Below are 16,258 nucleotides of genomic sequence, written 5' to 3'. Positions count from 1 at the left end.
AACCAAATATAAGAAAGGGGGAAGTGGTGGAACACTTCCCCCCGGAATTAGGCTAGAAAATGTCCTGAATGATCATTTACTAAACCAACATCAAAGGTATGTTAAAACTTGTATTCCTGGAATGGAAGGGGAAACCTGTTCCCACCGGCAAATTGCTGCTTACTATGAAATTAACGGTTCTTCTTTTTTTGACCTGCCTTCAGGTGCAGGCTATTTGTTTCGCGCAGGAGACGATCACCCTGCAGGTAAAAGAAACAAGTATCAAACAATTGCTGAAAACATTGGAACATCAAACAGCTTACCGCTTTGTGTTTCATGATAAAACACTGCCTGAAAACAAAAAGGTGACAGTAGCAGCAAAGGAAGCCACATTGGACGCGGTGCTCTCACAGGCATTTGCAGGCACCAACCTGGCCTATTCCCTGAAAGAAGACGGGCTGGTAGTAGTATACGCCGGTACAGAAAGTAAATCTGCCGTAGATATTACTATCAGGGGAACCGTCCGGGGACTGGATAACCTGCCTTTACCCGGTGTTACGGTACGTGCCTCCGGCACCACTGCCGGCACGCTTACCAATGAAGATGGCGCCTATACGCTCATTGCTCCTGATAATGCCGCCACGCTCCAGTTTTCACTGGTAGGCTATGTTAGTCAGCAGGTAACTATCGGTAACCGGCGTGAAATCAACGTGGTATTAACAGAAGATATCAAAACGCTGAATGCCGTAACGGTTACCGGGTATACGAATTATGCCAGGGATAAATCTACCGCCGCCGCCGGCGTAGTAGGCGCTGATAAAATTACACAGGTGCCTATGGCTACCTTCGACCAGATCCTGCAGGGACGGGTTCCGGGAATGGTGGTATCTGCGGGTTCCGGTCAGCCGGGTACCAGCGCCACTATTACCGTACGCGGCGTAGGTACCATTAATGGCAGCTCCTCCGTTTTATATGTAATGGATGGTATTCCCATTGAAGCAGGTCAGTTTCAGGGTATCAACCCTTCAGACATCGCTTCTGTTACCGTATTGAAAGACGCTTCCGCCAAAGCATTATACGGATCGCGCGGTTCCAATGGCGTAATTGTGATCACCACCAAAAAAGGACAGGCAGGAAGATTAGCAGTGTCCTATAAATCGCAATATGGTTTTTCCAATATGACCACGCCAAAATTCCAGATGATGAATTCAGCGCAGCACCTGCAGTTTGAAGAAGAAATCGGTCTGGAAACCGGCGCTAATCTTGGACCCGGCTGGGAATTTTCCAGTAAAAATCCTGACTACGCCAATAAAACACCACAGGAAAAACAGGAAGCAGACCATATCATCGATAGTTTAAGAAATGTAAATACCGACTGGAGAAAGATTTTCCTGCAAACAGGTAAATTCCAGGAACAACAGCTGAGCGTAAGCGGTGGTAATGAAAACATACGGTTTTATAGTTCCGTGAATTATTATGATCAGCAGGGTATTGCCAAACGTTCTGAACTGAAACGTTACAGCTTTAAAAATAACCTGGATTTCAACGCCGGTAAGTTAACCGCCAACATCAACGTGGGCCTTGCCTATTCTGAATCTTCCTTTATAGAAAGAGAAGCTTCCAGCAGCGGCAGCAACCCGCTGGCAGCTGTATACTACGCCCTGCCTTATGAATATCCTTATGCACCGGATGGTACCCTCGTCACCAACTATAACGATGATGTGTACCCGGTATATGATCTGCGGGAAGGCAGCAATGCACTGGAAGCATTATTAAATACCAGCAGCAAAGACAACCAGCTGAAAAGCATTATCGGTACTTCACTGAATTATATCCTGGCAAAAGGACTGGTAGCGAAAACCAGGCTGGGCATCGACTTCAGGGAAACTACCACCGAGCGTTATGTGAATCCGGATTCCTATTCCGGCTATAAAGTAGATAACGGCGGAAGAGGTAGTTTTGGAGAAGGCGTTACCAGGAACGTTACACTGGTGAGCACTTCCGGGTTAACGTATTCAAAAGTTGCCGGTAAACATGATTTTGAAGTATCCGGTTATTTTGAGTTTACCCGGAATAATTACCGCGCATTTGACTATACCGGTTATGACCTGGACGACAGGTTGCCCGCTACTCCTGCGGCCATTACCCCTGGCTCGCCCTACAACGCTTTGCTGGGAGGCGGCCGCACCAAAAGCGCACTGGCTTCCTGGATTGGCGTAGGCCGGTATACTTTCAATGAAAAGTATACACTGAATGCCAGTTACCGGTACGACGGCGCTTCTACCGTACCACCGGACAACCGCTGGCATGGCTTCTATTCCCTGGGTGTTGGATGGGAAGTGAAGAAAGAAAATTTCCTGAAAGATGTAAGCTTTGTAGATAACCTGCGCTTCCGTGCGAGCTATGGTACTTCTGCCAATCCATTTTCCAATCTTGGCCCCTTTGCTTATTTCCGTACCTACGGAACCGAGCAGTATGGCGGTAATCCGGCCATTGTGCCTAACCAGCCGGGTAATCCTAACTACGACTGGGAGTATGCCAAAGAATTTAACGTTGGCTTTGACCTGGGTGTAATGAATAACCGTATCCGCCTGGTAACGGATGTATATAATAAAGTAACCAATAACCTCTTCATAGAACAGCCTTTATCTATCACTTCCGGTTTTTCCACCATGTTCCTCAATTCCGGCGCTATGCGCAACAGGGGCATAGAAATGGATCTCCAGGGAGATATTGTGAAGAGAAGAGATTTCACCTGGTCGGTAGGAGTAAACTTTGCGTATAATAAAAATGTGATCACCGATCTGGGGGCTTCCGGTGAATTTACGCAGGGTACCACGCAGATTGTAAGAGTAGGCTTGCCCTACGGATCACACTATGCGCCTAAATGGGCCGGGGTGGATCCGCAAACAGGCGATCCGTTGTACTACGACAGATCGGGTAATAAAACGAGCGATTACAATGAAACGGCTTTGAGCGTAGCGGAGTTTGGCACTTATATTCCTCCTTTCACCGGTGGGTTTAATACCGGCGTTACCTGGAAAGGATTTTATCTGAATGCCCTGTTTACGTTTGCAGATAAAACCATGCGCTATCTCAACGAAGATTATTACAACGAAAACCCAAGTTTTGCCAGCAGTAATCAGTCGGTGCGCATGTTGTATGACCGCTGGAAGAAACCGGGCGATAACGCCATCCTGCCTAAGTTTGACGCCAGCAGGGGATTCTCTTCCAAAGATATCCAGGATGCATCTTACCTGCGTTTAAGGAATGTAAATATCGGCTATAATTTCCCGAAAGAAATTATGACCCACCTGAAATTTGTGCAGGGCATCCAGATTTTCGCGCAGGCGCAGAACCTGTATACCTGGACCAAATGGAAAAGTTTTGATCCGGAAAATAACTATGGTGAGGGCAGGTTTGATTACCCCAGCGCACGAACCTACACTTTTGGCCTGAACGTTAATTTTTAAATCATTGAGCTCATGACAATCCGTTATATCAAATATACTTTTACACTCCTGTTGTTGTTGTGTATACTTGCCTGTAATAAGCAACTGGACCTTTCGCCTACCGACAGTATCATAGATCCGGGAAGAACTTTCCGGACGGTGAATGATCTGAATGGCGGCCTGCTCGGCGCCTATTCTGGTCTTACCTATAACACCATCTACAGCGTATCCCTGATGACCGATGAGTGTACCCTTCCCAGTGAAAATGGTACGGGTGGCGGCGTTGCCACTTACCGTTGGCGGGTGGATCCCAGCAATACCACCGTTACCGCTTCTTTCGGGGAATATTACATTGCCATTGACCGCGCCAACCGGGTATTGGGCGCTATGAGTAATGTTCCTGCCAAAGGTGATGAGATAGGTTTGAAAGATCAGTACCGTGGAGAGGCATTAGCTATTCGTGCTTATTGTCATTTCCAGTTATTGCAGAGTTATGCAGAAGCATATGAGCCGGCCGCTATGGGAGTGCCTTATATGGATACTTCCGTTAACAGTTTTCCTGCACGGAATACTTTTGGAGAAGTAATAGCTGGTATAGAAAGAGATTTGCAGCTGGCTAAAACACTGATCCCTGCTGAGGCAGATGATAATACGAGGATCACGCTTCCGGCCATTTCTGCTATCCAGGCGAGAGTGGCTTTATACGCCAAAAAATGGAGCGATGCAATAACTTATGCCACAGAAGCCATTGATGCGTTGCCGCTGGCTGATGCCAGCGATTTTCCCGGCATCTGGAAAGACACGAAGGAGGCTGAAGTGATCTGGAAACTGAAACAGGTGGCAGGCAGTAATGATGACCTGATCGGCAGCGCTTATTTCAACAGGGATGTAGCGTTGTATGTACCTTCCTTTGAACTGATTAACCTGTTTGATAAGAATAACGATGTGCGTTATCCTGCTTACATACAGTTTGACGATACCCGTGGCGCCGGTAACTCCGAGTACCTGGTGAATAAATACTTTGGTTCTTCCGGCAGCCTGGGCCTGGCGGATATTAAGCTTTTAAGAACAGGAGAAATGTACCTGATCCGTGCGGAGGCACTGGCAGAAAGTAACCGGGTGGGAGACGGCGCTGCTGATCTGAACAGCCTGCGTGCCGCGCGCATCAATGGTTACACGCCGCAGTCATTCAACAATAAAGATGCGTTGATCACGGCTTTGTATACCGAACGTTTCAAGGAACTGGCCTTTGAAGGGCACCGTCTCTTCGATCTGAGAAGAAGGGGCCTGAATGTAACCCGCAACCCGGAAGACGCTGTCAACGCCCTGGGTGCCGTGTTGCTAAAACCCGGCCAGAAGGGATATGTATTCCCTATTCCTGATGCGGAAACCAAAGCCAACAAAAACATGAAACAAAATCCCGGCTACTGATGAAAAAGATAATGATTGTGCTAACGGTAACGGCTATGTGTTTAAATGCCTGTTACATGCGTGTTCCAAAACAACCGGCTGTTGCCGGTCGCCCGGCCTCGATAGGAATTATTGGCGATACCGCAGACGTAACCACACCGGTAAAAGGCGGCGTGGCATTGATTGGTGGCGGGGGCAATGTAGACGGCGCTTTTCAGTGGATGATTGAACGCAGCGGCGGCGGCGATGTGGTAGTACTTACAGCCTCCGGCAACGGTGGTTATAACAGTGACATAGATTCCCTCGGAAAAGTAAATTCCGTGGAAACGCTGAATATCACCAGTCGCGAACTGGCTAACAACGATACGGTAGCCAATATTATCCGCAACGCGGAGATGTTGTTTATTGCCGGCGGGGATCAGTCGCGCTACATGAACCAGTGGAGGGGCACCAAAGTGAATGATGCGATTAATTATTTACTGCAGGAAAAGAAGGTGCCGGTAGGCGGTACCAGCGCGGGCTGTGCCATCCTGAGCGGGTTTTATTACAGCGGAGAAGGCGGCAGTGCAGTGTCTGATTCTGTGTTGGCCAATCCGTATGATTCGCTGGTGAAAGTGTACAACAACGATTTCCTGCATGCGCCTTATCTTCGTGACGTGATCAGCGATCAGCATTACCTGAAGCGTGGCCGGGAAGGCAGGCATGTTACTTTTATGAGCCGCATTATCAAAGACCAGGGCATCTTCCCCTGCGGTATTGCACCCGACGAAAAAACGGCGGTGTGTATTGACGAAGCAGGGATGGCAAAGGTTTTTGGTGTGAGTAAGGCATATTTTATCCTGACTGACAGTCTTAAAAAGCCGGAACTTTGCGACCCGGGACAACCACTGCAATGGAACCACAACGGGCAGGCATTGAAAGTATATGAGATTCCTGCCAGTGCCTCCGGCAACGGCAGTTTCCGGGTAACTGATTTTGATGCGGCAACAGCCAGTGGCGGCGCCTGGTACTGGTGGTGGGTGGAAAACGGACAGTTGAAGAAGAAGGCAATCTGATTATTCTCTTAATAAAATTTGATATGAAAGGCAGGTTTGGCATTTTATTTTTTCTGACAGCACTTTTTGTTTTACCTGTAATGGCGCAGCAAAAGGCATCGTCCTACGTACTGGTGATTCATGGCGGTGCGGGTACCATTCTTAAAAAGAATATGACCCCGGAGAAAGAAGCGGCTTACAAAACATCTTTACAGAAAGCACTGGAAACAGGTTACAAGATCCTGCAATCCGGCGGAAGCAGTTTGGATGCGGTGGAAGCCACTGTAAGGGTACTGGAAGACGATTCCCTTTTTAATGCAGGGAAAGGTGCGGTGTTTACCCATGAAGGACGCAACGAACTGGATGCCGCTATTATGAATGGTAAAACCAGGGCAGCAGGCGCCGTAGCCGGTGTAACCACCGTGCGTAATCCGGTGAGCGCTGCAAGGGCTGTGATGGAAAAGTCGGAGCATGTGATGATGGTAGGTCCTGGTGCGGAAAAGTTTGCAAAGGAAGCCGGATTGGAAATAGTAGATCCTTCTTATTTCAGAACAGAATCACGCTGGAGGGACCTGCAAAGGGCTATCAGGGAGGATTCTGTTGCAGCGGCTAAATCCAACGCCTATACGAACCCGGAAAAACTGGGCATCAAAAACAGGGATTATAAATTTGGTACCGTGGGCGCCGTGGCGCTGGATCAGCAGGGCAACCTGGCGGCGGCTACTTCTACCGGCGGTATGACCAACAAAAAATATGGCCGCATTGGCGATTCCCCGATCATTGGTGCAGGTACTTATGCGAACAATGAAACAGCGGCTATTTCCTGTACCGGCTGGGGTGAGTTTTATATCCGTAATGTGGTGGCTTATGATTTGTCGGCCCTCATGGCGTATAAAGGACTTTCTGTGCAGCAGGCGGGAAATACCGTGATCAAAAAAGTAGGTGATATGGGCGGCGATGGCGGTTTGATTGCCCTGGACAAAAAAGGAAATATGACCATGTCGTTCAATACAGAAGGCATGTACCGGGGCGCCGTTACCAAAGACGGGAAAATTGAAATTGCGATCTATAAGTAAGTGTTAAAATAACGAACGGATGCGGGGCGTAGTACCCGGATCCGTTCGTGTTTTTTTATTCCAACGGCCTTTTTGGTGAATCATCTTCCTCCAGGCTGTTTTCAGCTACATCCTCATCCGTAATATCTTCTTCCTCCAGCAGTTCATCTATTTCCACGTCATCATCTTCTTCATCCAATAGTTCATCGGAAGTATCGTCTCCCCGCCGTGATTGTTCATCCTGGTTGCCTTTTTGCGGCACCGGTTGTTGTTTCTGATTAACAATATCGTCTGGTTGAAGATCATCGTCGAGGAGTGGTCCGGGTGTTTTAGGTTGTGTGGTCATAAAGCATGTTTTTCAGGAAATGACCCAAACATCGCACCACTAAAAACGGCTTGATTTACAAGGGGCTAACGGGGAAGGCTGCGTAAATAAATACACAGTTGTGGGATAATTATTCATTCACCACTTTACTTTTTCTGAAAACGGCGCTCCATTTACTTACAAAATCAGCCGGCAAAGTTTCTGTTTTTTTAGCGATAAAAACGGCGTGAAAGGATTTAGGTCCCTGTATCACGTAATACAGTTGTGATTCCGGGTTCCCCGCGCCGGGTGTTTCCACTTTAAACAGCGCCCACCGCCGTTGGGGGATATTTTCTTTTCCAAGCACCGTGATCTTTGCCTGGGATGCTTTACTTACTGCGGCGTCTGAAAAGCTTTTCACGGCAAGATCAATGTTATTGACCCTTGCATTTTCCATTGTCATATCATTGATGAGCAGGGTCCATTGCTGCGGGGTTTCGTCGGCGGGCAGGAACTGGCGCGTGGCCAGGTTGTCCACCTCAGTATCGGTGATCATGGTCCATTTAATACCGGCCGGCAACGCTATTTTAAGGCGTTCTTTCCTCGCTGCTTTGCCTGTTTTGAAGGAATGTCCTATTTCGTGAAATAAGGGCTTAAAACCGGCGGAAAATGGCGAAAGGGTAGTGGCTGTCAGCAGGTAGGTTTTATTGTCTGCATACGCAATAAAAATGCTGGCAAATATAGTATCGGCCCTGTTTCCCTCCAGGTGTATTTCATCCAGCCAGATCATCCGTTTGCCGGCGCTCACGATGCTGCCGGAATCCAGCAGTTTGAAATAGGGATTGCGGCCGATATAGTACAGGAGTTTTTTTGCGATGGCATCCACATTGGAGCGGGGTTCTTCCACTACGTTGACTATAAAATTTTCCGGCGCCGGAAGGGCGCTGTCGGCGGTGCTCCGCTGCGCCATAAATTTCAGGGAAGGGATCTGTTTGTTTTTTATTACCTGCCATCCGTTGGGAATTCCTACGGAGAAATGATTCGCCGTATCAGGGTAGTTCACCAGGTTCTGGCCTTTTACAACAAAAGAAAGTAACACGAGGCCACACAGCAGAGCATATTTCATCCGGAGTAATTTGTGTACAAATAAAGGGTATTTAGTGTAGCCTGCAAAAGAGAAAGCCTCCGACCGGAGGCTTTCTCTTTTGCAGGCTAACGTTCAACGGACGATTATTTAAGGCAAGTACTATACGCGGTTGTCCCGTGGCGCCCGGGTTCCATAAAACTTTTCCTGGTTAAACTGGTCGTGGCCATAAAAGTCGCTGTCGGCTATATGCGAATCCGGTGAAACAAATACATTCCGGATATCCTGTTCTGTTTCGGGCGTAACAATCACTCCTTTCTCATAGAAAGGCAGAATACTGATCTGTACAGGCGTTACTTCCGGCAACAGTACCGTATCATCTTTTTCATGCAGGATGGCCACGCCGATGGGGAATAGTACTTTCCGGTCGGTGAGTCCTACCCGGTTGCCTTTCAGGTTGATGACGAGATAGCGTACCCTGCGTGAGGCAGGATTGAACAGCAGGTCATCTACTTTTCCCAGTTTATTTCCCTGCAGGTCTTCTACTTCCCAATGCCTGACATCGGGCTGTCCGTCTACGATTTCAAATTTGCTGCCGCTTAATTCTTCAAGCCGGTTAGTTGCAGTTATAGACATGGTAATGATTTTTTAAGATGAAGAATCGGTGAGGGGCCGTTAGGGCTGTGTGCCGGCAGTATCCGCTGCTGGCGCCATATTACCGGTATCGGCGGTGGTAACAGTATCAGTAGTTGTTATGATGTCGCGGCGGTTGTTGTTACTGCTGCGCATGAGTAAGAACATAATAGCAACAATGATAACAAGCCCTAGTATCAGCCATATCCACGCCGGATTTTTTTTCCTGGGTTGAACTTCTAAGTGTGCCATAATTATAGGATTAAGAATGGTTCATACAATGTCCGGCAATCATTATACCAATGCACACAAAAAAACAGTAAATCATTATTTTCCTGGTCTATGGCTGATTAGGGAGGATTTATCCGGTAATTCCGGGGAGTTCAGCCATTTTTTTTAGGGTGTTTTTCCTACGTATTGCGGAAATTATCATCCGGTGCAGATACTCACTGCTACCAGCAGGATACCGAGATAATGTTCTTCTTTCAGTTCCCGGCGTAGTACCTGTAGCGCTTTGCTCATGTGCTTTTCCACTGTTTTTACAGAGATGCCCATTTCCTGTGCAATCGTTTTATAGCTCATATTACCATAGTAATTGAGCATAAACACCTCTTTGCATTTTTGTGGCAGTGTATTAATGCTGCGGGCGATCCGGTTTTTCAGTTCATGCTGTTCCAGCTGCACGGGCTGTACCACTTCCTGCTGGTGCGCCTGCCTGATCAGCACCTGGTGATGGTTTTCTTTGAGCAGTTTATTACGCAGCTGGTTGGATACCTTATATTTAACGGCATTGTTAAGATAACCGCTGATGTTAACATCTCCGGGCAGTTCATCTCTCCTGAGATATAAACTCGTAAAAATATCCTGTATAATATCTTTTACCTGTTCCCGGTCTTTCAGAATACGGAATGCCTGGTTGCTGAGAGAAATAACGGTGGCCCGGTATAATAGCTCAAAGGCTTTGGTATCGCCACTCCTGGCTTGTTGCCATAAATTATCACATGTATGTTGACCAGCGGAGCAGATAAGCGTTCAGTTTTGCCTGCAAAGATATCTACTGGGGTAAAGTTTCCATGTTAACTTATGGTAAACAACTTCTTCCAATGTTAACTAAATATGAATTCGTTCTTTTTGGGAGAAAAGGAGTGGGGGTAAATGTCCGTTCAGGTGATAAGTATTACAAACACCCATACTGATGACGCCATCGCGCCTGCAATATTTACTGGACAGATACCTGAACGGAACTGCTACGGAAGCGGAGCAGGCAGAGTACGATCATTGGTATGAGCAACAGCAAGTGCCGGAGATAAATGCCTTTACTTCTGCAGAAAGAAGTGAGATGTATGCCGTAATAGCCACCCGTATCAGGGAAAAGCGCCGGGTGGTGTACCTGCGCCGTGCCGCCGCTGTTGCCGCTGCCGTAGTAATAGCCGCCGGTGCGTTGTGGATATTTAATACTACGCTGCCGCCTGCACGAAAAGTAGCAGTCAAACAAGCAGTACTGCAGCCCGACACGACCGCCATCGCCAATACTTCCGGCAAACAGCAGATTCTTCATTTGCCGGACGGCTCACAGGTAATATTATATAAGGATGCGGAAATCCGCTTTGTGGCTCCGTTTGGTACAAAAAACAGGGTAGTGTTGCTGCGTGGTAAAGGGTATTTTAACGTAGCAGCGAACGCGCCCAAACCCTTTACAGTATGGAGCGAGGGCGTGTCCACCACCGCGTTGGGGACCAGCTTTACTATCTCCAGTAAACAAAAGGAAGTAAACGTAATTCTCCATACAGGTAAAGTAATGGTGAAGACCAATACACAGGTGCGCTATCTCACACCGGGCCAGTCGCTGGTTTGTAATGCTGCTACGGGAATTGCACGCTTGCAGCCAACTCCGGAGAAAACACTTGTTACGCCGAAGATCGACTTTGGCTCCTTACGTGGATTTACCGCTACATTCGACCAGGCGCCGTTATCCAATGTATTCGACACTATTGCCAGGGGATATCATGTGAACATTCAGCTCAAGGCGGCTGCCTTTAATAATATCGCCTTCTCCGGGGTAATCCGGGATACCGATTCACTGTTACAGGTGCTGCATCGTATTGCGATGCTGCACGATTTGAAAATTACATCAACAAATACAGGTTACCGTATAGAAAAGAATCACTAACTAAACATTTGCGCATTATGACACATCGCTACCTGCTAGTGAAGGGCGGAGCTTTGCCCCTGAACCACTCCAACAGGTTCCTGCATGGCTGTAAATTTATCAGCCTGCTGCTCCTGATGGCTTTTATCAACCTGCTGCCGGCACAGGCACAAAAGAAAACATGGATCAAAGGCTTAATTGAAGACGAAAAAGGACAGGCCGTACCGGGCGCTTCTGTACAGCTGAAAAGCGGCCCCGATAGCCTGAAAAGCTTTGCCATCACAGATGCAAAGGGCGTATTTACTTTTGATAACTCGCATCTGCAAGGTCCGTTTGTATTTACGATCGCTTATGTGGGATATGTTACACAGGTAATTACCAAAAACAATCTCGATCCGCAGAAAGAGCAATCTATTTACGTGGTGATGAAAGAATCTTCGGCTGCGCTCAGCGAAATAGTAGTAGTTGGTTATGGTACCCAAAAGAAGATTAATCTCACCGGAGCGGTAGACCAGGTAGGAAAAGAGGTATTTGAGAACAGGCCCATGACCAGCGCCACCAAAGGGTTGCAGGGAGTATTGCCAAATCTTAATATCCGTATCACGGATGGTAAGCCCATCCGCGGCGCTACCTATAATGTAAGAGGTACCACCTCCATTGGTGCAGGTGGTAGCGCACTGGTACTTATAGATGGCGTTCCCGGCGATCCCAATTTATTAAACCCCAACGATATTGAAAGTGTAACCGTATTGAAGGATGCGGCTTCCGCCGCTATTTACGGCGCACGCGGTAGTTTCGGCGTGGTACTCATCACCACAAAAAATCCTGCTAAAAATAGTACGCAGCTTACTTACTCCAGTAACTACTCACTGAACGACCGCACTGTTAAACCACAGTTTGTTACTAACGGGTACGAATGGGCCAAAAATTTTGATGAAGCCTATTACGCATGGAACGATTATAAGTCGCACCCCGCCAAAGCCAACAGCGTATTCCCTTTTTCACTGGATTACCTCGACGAGCTGAAACGCAGAAACGACGACCCTTCCCTGCCAAAAACAGACATCGATCCCACTACGGGCAACTATGTTTATTACGGTAATACCGACTGGTTCAAAGAACTGTATGCAGACCGGAACCCCGGTACAGAACAAACATTGTCCGCCTCCGGTGGCAATGCAAAATCGGAATATTATCTCTCCGGCAGGTATATGTCGCAGAACGGTATCTTCCGGTACAACCCCGATAAATTCAAGATGTATAATGTGCGGGCAAAAGGAGCGGTAAGGCCGTTCGACTGGCTCAAACTGGAAAATAATTTCGACTTCTCCCAACGCACTTATTTCTTCCCGATCCTCAACCACCCCAGCAATACGCCGGTATGGAGAAGGATTTCGGATGAGGCATTTCCTGTTGCCATGCTGAAAAACCCGGATGGCTCCCTCACTGAAAACGCCGCTATTGTATTTGGTAGTTTCTTAACGGGGAATAACTATTCCGATCAAACGCAGCTGATGCTGAGAAATACGTCGCGCTTTACCACGTCTTTCCTGCATGATAAACTGCATGTGAACGGCGACTTCACCTATGCTTATACGTCCAGTGTGGAAACACGTTTGTATACGCCGGTGCCCTACAGTAAAACACCCGGTCAAACACTGACCCGGGGCGAAAGTAAGATGAATGAAGAAAACGACCGGACTACCTATACCGGCATGAACCTCTATGCGGATTATGAACAACGTGTAGCGAAAAATACCTTTAAGTTACTGGTTGGATACAACTATGAAAACACCCTGTTCAAATCGCGGTATTATCAGCACGACGGATTGATTAATCCCAATATGCCCGATTTTTCGCTGATGAATGGGTTGAACTATGTGCTCACAGGTGGTGGCTATGAATGGCGTACGCTCGGAGGCTTCTTCCGCCTTAACTATAACTATGATGAGCGTTACCTGTTGGAAGTAAATGGCCGTTACGATGGTTCTTCCAAGTTCCCGGAATCACAGCAGTTTGGCTTCTTTCCTTCTGCTTCTGCCGGGTGGCGCGTGTCGAAAGAGAAGTTCTGGAATGTATCACCGAAGGCAGTGAGCGATTTAAAGCTGAGAGCTTCATACGGGGCATTGGGTAATGGTAATGTGAATCCTTACCAGTTCCTGCAAACCATGTCGGTGACCAAACTGCAGATGGCTATCAACGGTGTGATACCGGATTATACGCAACAGCCAAATGTGATACCTAATGGTCTTACCTGGGAGAAATCCACTACGCTGAATGGTGGTATAGATGTATCGTTGCTGAACAGCCGTTTAAAAGTTTCCTTTGATAAATACACCCGCAACACTACCAATATGTTTACCGTGGGATTACCGGTTCCTGCTGTGTTTGGCGCCAGTGTGCCAAAAGGGAACTATGCTGATCTGCAAACAAAGGGCTGGGAATTATCGGTGAACTGGTCGGATCAGTTTAAAGCCGGCAGCAAGCCTTTCAGTTATTCATTTGGTGTGGTGTTATCTGATTATAAATCATACATCACCCGTTTCAACAATCCCAGTAAGCTGATCAACACTTATTATGAAGGCATGCGCGTAGGTGATATGTGGGGTTTTGTAAATGATGGTTATTTCCAGAGCCAGGATGAAATTAATAAGTATGACGTTGACCAGTCGTTTATCCGCGTGTCTAATGCCAATAAGTTGTTACCCGGAGATATCCGTTTTAAAGATCTTGATGGAAACAAGAAGATAGACCAGGGCGAGGGCACGGTATACAAGCCGGGCGATCAGCAGGTGATTGGCAATACCGAACCCCGTTATGCTTTTGGGATTACCGGTAGCGCTAACTGGAATAATTTCTTTGTGAACTTTTTCTTCCAGGGTATTGGTAAGCGCGACTGGTGGCCGGGTACAGATGCCTCTCTTTTCTGGGGGCAATACAACCGTCCTTATAGCTGGATGCCGCAGGAGATCATGGATAACCGCTGGTCGGAAACCAATCCGGATGCGTATTTCCCGCGCTTCCGTGGATACACTGCGCTCAACTCCAATGCAGAGCTGGTTGTGCAGCAATCAAAGTATGTGCAGAACGTGGCTTACATCCGTTTAAAGAACCTGACAGTTGGCTACAACCTGCCGCAGGAATGGATTTCAAGGATTAAGATGAAGAATGCCAGGGTGTTCTTCACGGGTCAGAACCTGTGGACGTGGTCGCCGTTGTACCGCATAATGAAAACGCTGGATCCGGAAGTGATTGAAGGTTCCGATCCTGAGTTGAATAACAATGCCGCGGGCATTGGTGCGGGTAATGGTATGTCGTATCCGATGTTGAAAACATATACCGTTGGTTTAAGTGTAACTTTTTAACGACTAATGTTTATGAAGATGAAAAATAGTATTTACCTGTTATTGATCCTGGCGATGGTGTCCTGTAAGAAGGATCTCGACCTGAAGCCGTTTGATAAACTGGATCCTGATAATGCGTTTAATACAGAGCAGGATCTGCAGCTGTATGCTACTTCTTTCTATAAAATATTACCTGATGGAAATGCAATTATCAGGGGAGATGTGATGAGCGATTATATGGCGGGGAAAGATGTGAATACGTTCATTCAGCGCGATGCTTACTCGGCTACGCAGAGTAGCGGCTGGAGCTGGAGCGACCTGCGTAATATCAATTATTTCCTGGAGCATTACAGCCAGGCGAAAATTCCTGACGAAGCTAAAAATCATTATGCCGGTATTGCCCGTTTTTTCCGTGCCATGTTTTACTTTGAAAAGGTGAAGCGTTTTGGTGATGTGCCCTGGTATAGTAAAACCATGACCATCGAAGATCCGGAGTTGTATAAAGGCCGTGATCCGCGCACGATGGTAATGGACAGTGTACTGGCTGATCTTGATTTTGCGTGTGCCAATATCCGTAACAAAAAAGATAACACCTGTTCACAGATCACGCGTTGGGTGGCGCTGGCGTATAAGTCGCGCGTATGTTTATTTGAAGGCACGTACCGTAAGCATCGTCCGGGAACGCAGACACCGGGTTACGACAACTGGCTGAACGCCGCGGTGAGTGCCGCCGACGAAGTGATAAAGAGCGGACTGTATACGCTGAACACCGGCAGCGACGCCACTATGAGCTACCGCAACCTGTTCATTAATGAAACGCCGAATGTGAATGAAGTGATCCTGGCGTATGTGTGTAATAAAAGCTTGCGCGTATTCAATGATGCCAACTGGTTTTTTACCAGCACCACTTACGGTAACAGGATCAGTCTTGTTAAAACATTTACCGATACTTATCTGAACATCGATGGCAGCCGCTTTACAGACAAAGCTGGTTATGATAACCTGCCTTTCAATGAAGAAGTAAAGAACCGGGATCTGCGTTTGCAGCAAACTATCCGTATGGGGAAATACAGCCGCGACGGACAAATTGCGCCGCCTGATTTTACGTATACCTATACCGGTTACCAGCCGCTGAAGTTTACGATGGATTCAAAAGCTACCGATGGTGTGGCAGAGAATAATAACTCTGTTCCTATTATCCGTTATGCAGAAGTATTGCTGAATAAGGCAGAAGCAAAGGCCGAGTTGAACAGCTTCACCGCGGACGATTGGAATAGCACCATCAAATTACTGAGAACCCGCGCAGGTTTGAAGAATACCGAGATGCCGGTAACAGCCGATCCTTATCTCATTGATTATTTCAAGGATAAAACAGCACTCCCGAATGTTAACGCAAGCGTAACAGACGCCGTGTTACTAGAAGTACGCCGTGAAAGAGGGATTGAGCTGATCCTGGAAGGGTTCCGTTTTTATGACCTGGTGCGCTGGGGACTTGGTTCCTTACTATTGAAGCCTTATATTGGCTTATATGTACCTGCTATGGATGCCCTGATGGATTTAAATGAAGATGGAAAGCCCGATGTATCCTTTGTAAAGAAAACGCCGGCCACTAAAGTGCCGGGTGTATACTACTTCCTGATTGATGACGACCAGACCAAATTATCTGCCGGTAACAGCGGTAACCTGATCTGGCTGAGTAATATTGAACGTCAGTGGGCAAATTATAAGTACGTATACCCGATACCGTATAATGAGCTGGTATTGAACCCTAAGCTGAGGCAGAATCCTGAATGGAAATAAAGTAAAACAAAAAT

General features: G+C 47.3%; 12 protein-coding genes. 7 read left to right on the top strand and 5 right to left on the bottom strand.

Features of this window, described 5'->3' with window-relative positions:
* Nucleotides 1-98: 98 nt before the first annotated feature.
* Genes PV783_RS28290 through PV783_RS28275 form a run of 4 tightly spaced genes read left to right on the top strand, consistent with a single transcriptional unit; the run spans nucleotide 99 to nucleotide 6,951 of the window.
* Nucleotides 99-3,452, top strand: a complete 3,354-nt coding sequence (locus PV783_RS28290; RefSeq protein WP_336386683.1) for a TonB-dependent receptor — start codon at nucleotides 99-101, stop codon at nucleotides 3,450-3,452.
* Between the two features lie 12 nt (nucleotides 3,453-3,464).
* Nucleotides 3,465-4,862 (top strand): RagB/SusD family nutrient uptake outer membrane protein, encoded by a 1,398-nt coding sequence (locus tag PV783_RS28285; RefSeq protein ID WP_420990433.1) that lies wholly within the window; start codon nucleotides 3,465-3,467, stop codon nucleotides 4,860-4,862.
* Complete coding sequence (locus PV783_RS28280; protein WP_420990432.1) at nucleotides 4,862-5,896, top strand: cyanophycinase; 1,035 nt, start codon at nucleotides 4,862-4,864, stop codon at nucleotides 5,894-5,896. The genes PV783_RS28285 and PV783_RS28280 overlap by 1 nt, the downstream gene beginning before the upstream one ends.
* Before the next feature lie 23 nt (nucleotides 5,897-5,919).
* Nucleotides 5,920-6,951, top strand: coding sequence for an isoaspartyl peptidase/L-asparaginase family protein (locus PV783_RS28275; protein ID WP_336386686.1), 1,032 nt, complete (start codon nucleotides 5,920-5,922; stop codon nucleotides 6,949-6,951).
* Between the two features lie 55 nt (nucleotides 6,952-7,006).
* Here PV783_RS28275 and PV783_RS28270 read toward each other — a convergent pair whose 3' ends face one another.
* From PV783_RS28270 to PV783_RS28250, 5 genes are all read right to left on the bottom strand, one after another.
* A complete protein-coding gene (locus tag PV783_RS28270) occupies nucleotides 7,007-7,276 on the bottom strand; it encodes a hypothetical protein (RefSeq protein ID WP_079470598.1) in 270 nt (89 codons plus the stop codon).
* Nucleotides 7,277-7,385: 109 nt separating this feature from the next.
* The gene (locus PV783_RS28265) at nucleotides 7,386-8,360 is read right to left on the bottom strand and encodes a hypothetical protein (protein ID WP_420990431.1); all 975 of its coding nucleotides are present in this window, start codon (nucleotides 8,358-8,360) and stop codon (nucleotides 7,386-7,388) included.
* Between the two features lie 120 nt (nucleotides 8,361-8,480).
* Complete coding sequence (locus PV783_RS28260; RefSeq protein WP_079470596.1) at nucleotides 8,481-8,954, bottom strand: PRC-barrel domain-containing protein; 474 nt, start codon at nucleotides 8,952-8,954, stop codon at nucleotides 8,481-8,483.
* Nucleotides 8,955-8,993: 39 nt separating this feature from the next.
* Complete coding sequence (locus tag PV783_RS28255) at nucleotides 8,994-9,203, bottom strand: hypothetical protein (RefSeq protein WP_079470595.1); 210 nt, start codon at nucleotides 9,201-9,203, stop codon at nucleotides 8,994-8,996.
* 177 nt (nucleotides 9,204-9,380) lie between these two features.
* Nucleotides 9,381-9,977, bottom strand: a complete 597-nt coding sequence (locus tag PV783_RS28250; RefSeq protein ID WP_079470594.1) for an RNA polymerase sigma-70 factor — start codon at nucleotides 9,975-9,977, stop codon at nucleotides 9,381-9,383.
* Nucleotides 9,978-10,146: 169 nt separating this feature from the next.
* Between PV783_RS28250 and PV783_RS28245 the strand changes: the two genes are divergently transcribed.
* Genes PV783_RS28245 through PV783_RS28235 form a run of 3 tightly spaced genes read left to right on the top strand, consistent with a single transcriptional unit; the run spans nucleotide 10,147 to nucleotide 16,244 of the window.
* Nucleotides 10,147-11,121, top strand: coding sequence for a FecR family protein (locus PV783_RS28245; protein ID WP_420990430.1), 975 nt, complete (start codon nucleotides 10,147-10,149; stop codon nucleotides 11,119-11,121).
* A gap of 17 nt (nucleotides 11,122-11,138) precedes the next feature.
* Nucleotides 11,139-14,465 (top strand): SusC/RagA family TonB-linked outer membrane protein, encoded by a 3,327-nt coding sequence (locus PV783_RS28240; protein ID WP_420990429.1) that lies wholly within the window; start codon nucleotides 11,139-11,141, stop codon nucleotides 14,463-14,465.
* Between the two features lie 12 nt (nucleotides 14,466-14,477).
* On the top strand, nucleotides 14,478-16,244 hold the full coding sequence (locus PV783_RS28235; protein ID WP_420990428.1) for a RagB/SusD family nutrient uptake outer membrane protein: 1,767 nt from the start codon (nucleotides 14,478-14,480) through the stop codon (nucleotides 16,242-16,244).
* Nucleotides 16,245-16,258 lie beyond the last annotated feature (14 nt).

Origin of the sequence: Chitinophaga sp. CC14, assembly GCF_048957795.1 — a bacterium.
Taxonomy (GTDB): domain Bacteria; phylum Bacteroidota; class Bacteroidia; order Chitinophagales; family Chitinophagaceae; genus Chitinophaga; species Chitinophaga ginsengisegetis.
Note: the sequence above shows the minus strand (reverse complement) of the source record. Positions and strands in the feature narration are given on the sequence as shown.

Coding starts and splice junctions, on each gene's coding strand:
- PV783_RS28290 (WP_336386683.1), top strand. CDS start 99: ATGTTAAAACTTGTATTCCTGGAATGGAAGGGGAAACCTGTTCCCACC.
- PV783_RS28285 (WP_420990433.1), top strand. CDS start 3,465: ATGACAATCCGTTATATCAAATATACTTTTACACTCCTGTTGTTGTTG.
- PV783_RS28280 (WP_420990432.1), top strand. CDS start 4,862: ATGAAAAAGATAATGATTGTGCTAACGGTAACGGCTATGTGTTTAAAT.
- PV783_RS28275 (WP_336386686.1), top strand. CDS start 5,920: ATGAAAGGCAGGTTTGGCATTTTATTTTTTCTGACAGCACTTTTTGTT.
- PV783_RS28270 (WP_079470598.1), bottom strand. CDS start 7,276: ATGACCACACAACCTAAAACACCCGGACCACTCCTCGACGATGATCTT.
- PV783_RS28265 (WP_420990431.1), bottom strand. CDS start 8,360: ATGAAATATGCTCTGCTGTGTGGCCTCGTGTTACTTTCTTTTGTTGTA.
- PV783_RS28260 (WP_079470596.1), bottom strand. CDS start 8,954: ATGTCTATAACTGCAACTAACCGGCTTGAAGAATTAAGCGGCAGCAAA.
- PV783_RS28255 (WP_079470595.1), bottom strand. CDS start 9,203: ATGGCACACTTAGAAGTTCAACCCAGGAAAAAAAATCCGGCGTGGATA.
- PV783_RS28245 (WP_420990430.1), top strand. CDS start 10,147: ATGACGCCATCGCGCCTGCAATATTTACTGGACAGATACCTGAACGGA.
- PV783_RS28240 (WP_420990429.1), top strand. CDS start 11,139: ATGACACATCGCTACCTGCTAGTGAAGGGCGGAGCTTTGCCCCTGAAC.
- PV783_RS28235 (WP_420990428.1), top strand. CDS start 14,478: ATGAAGATGAAAAATAGTATTTACCTGTTATTGATCCTGGCGATGGTG.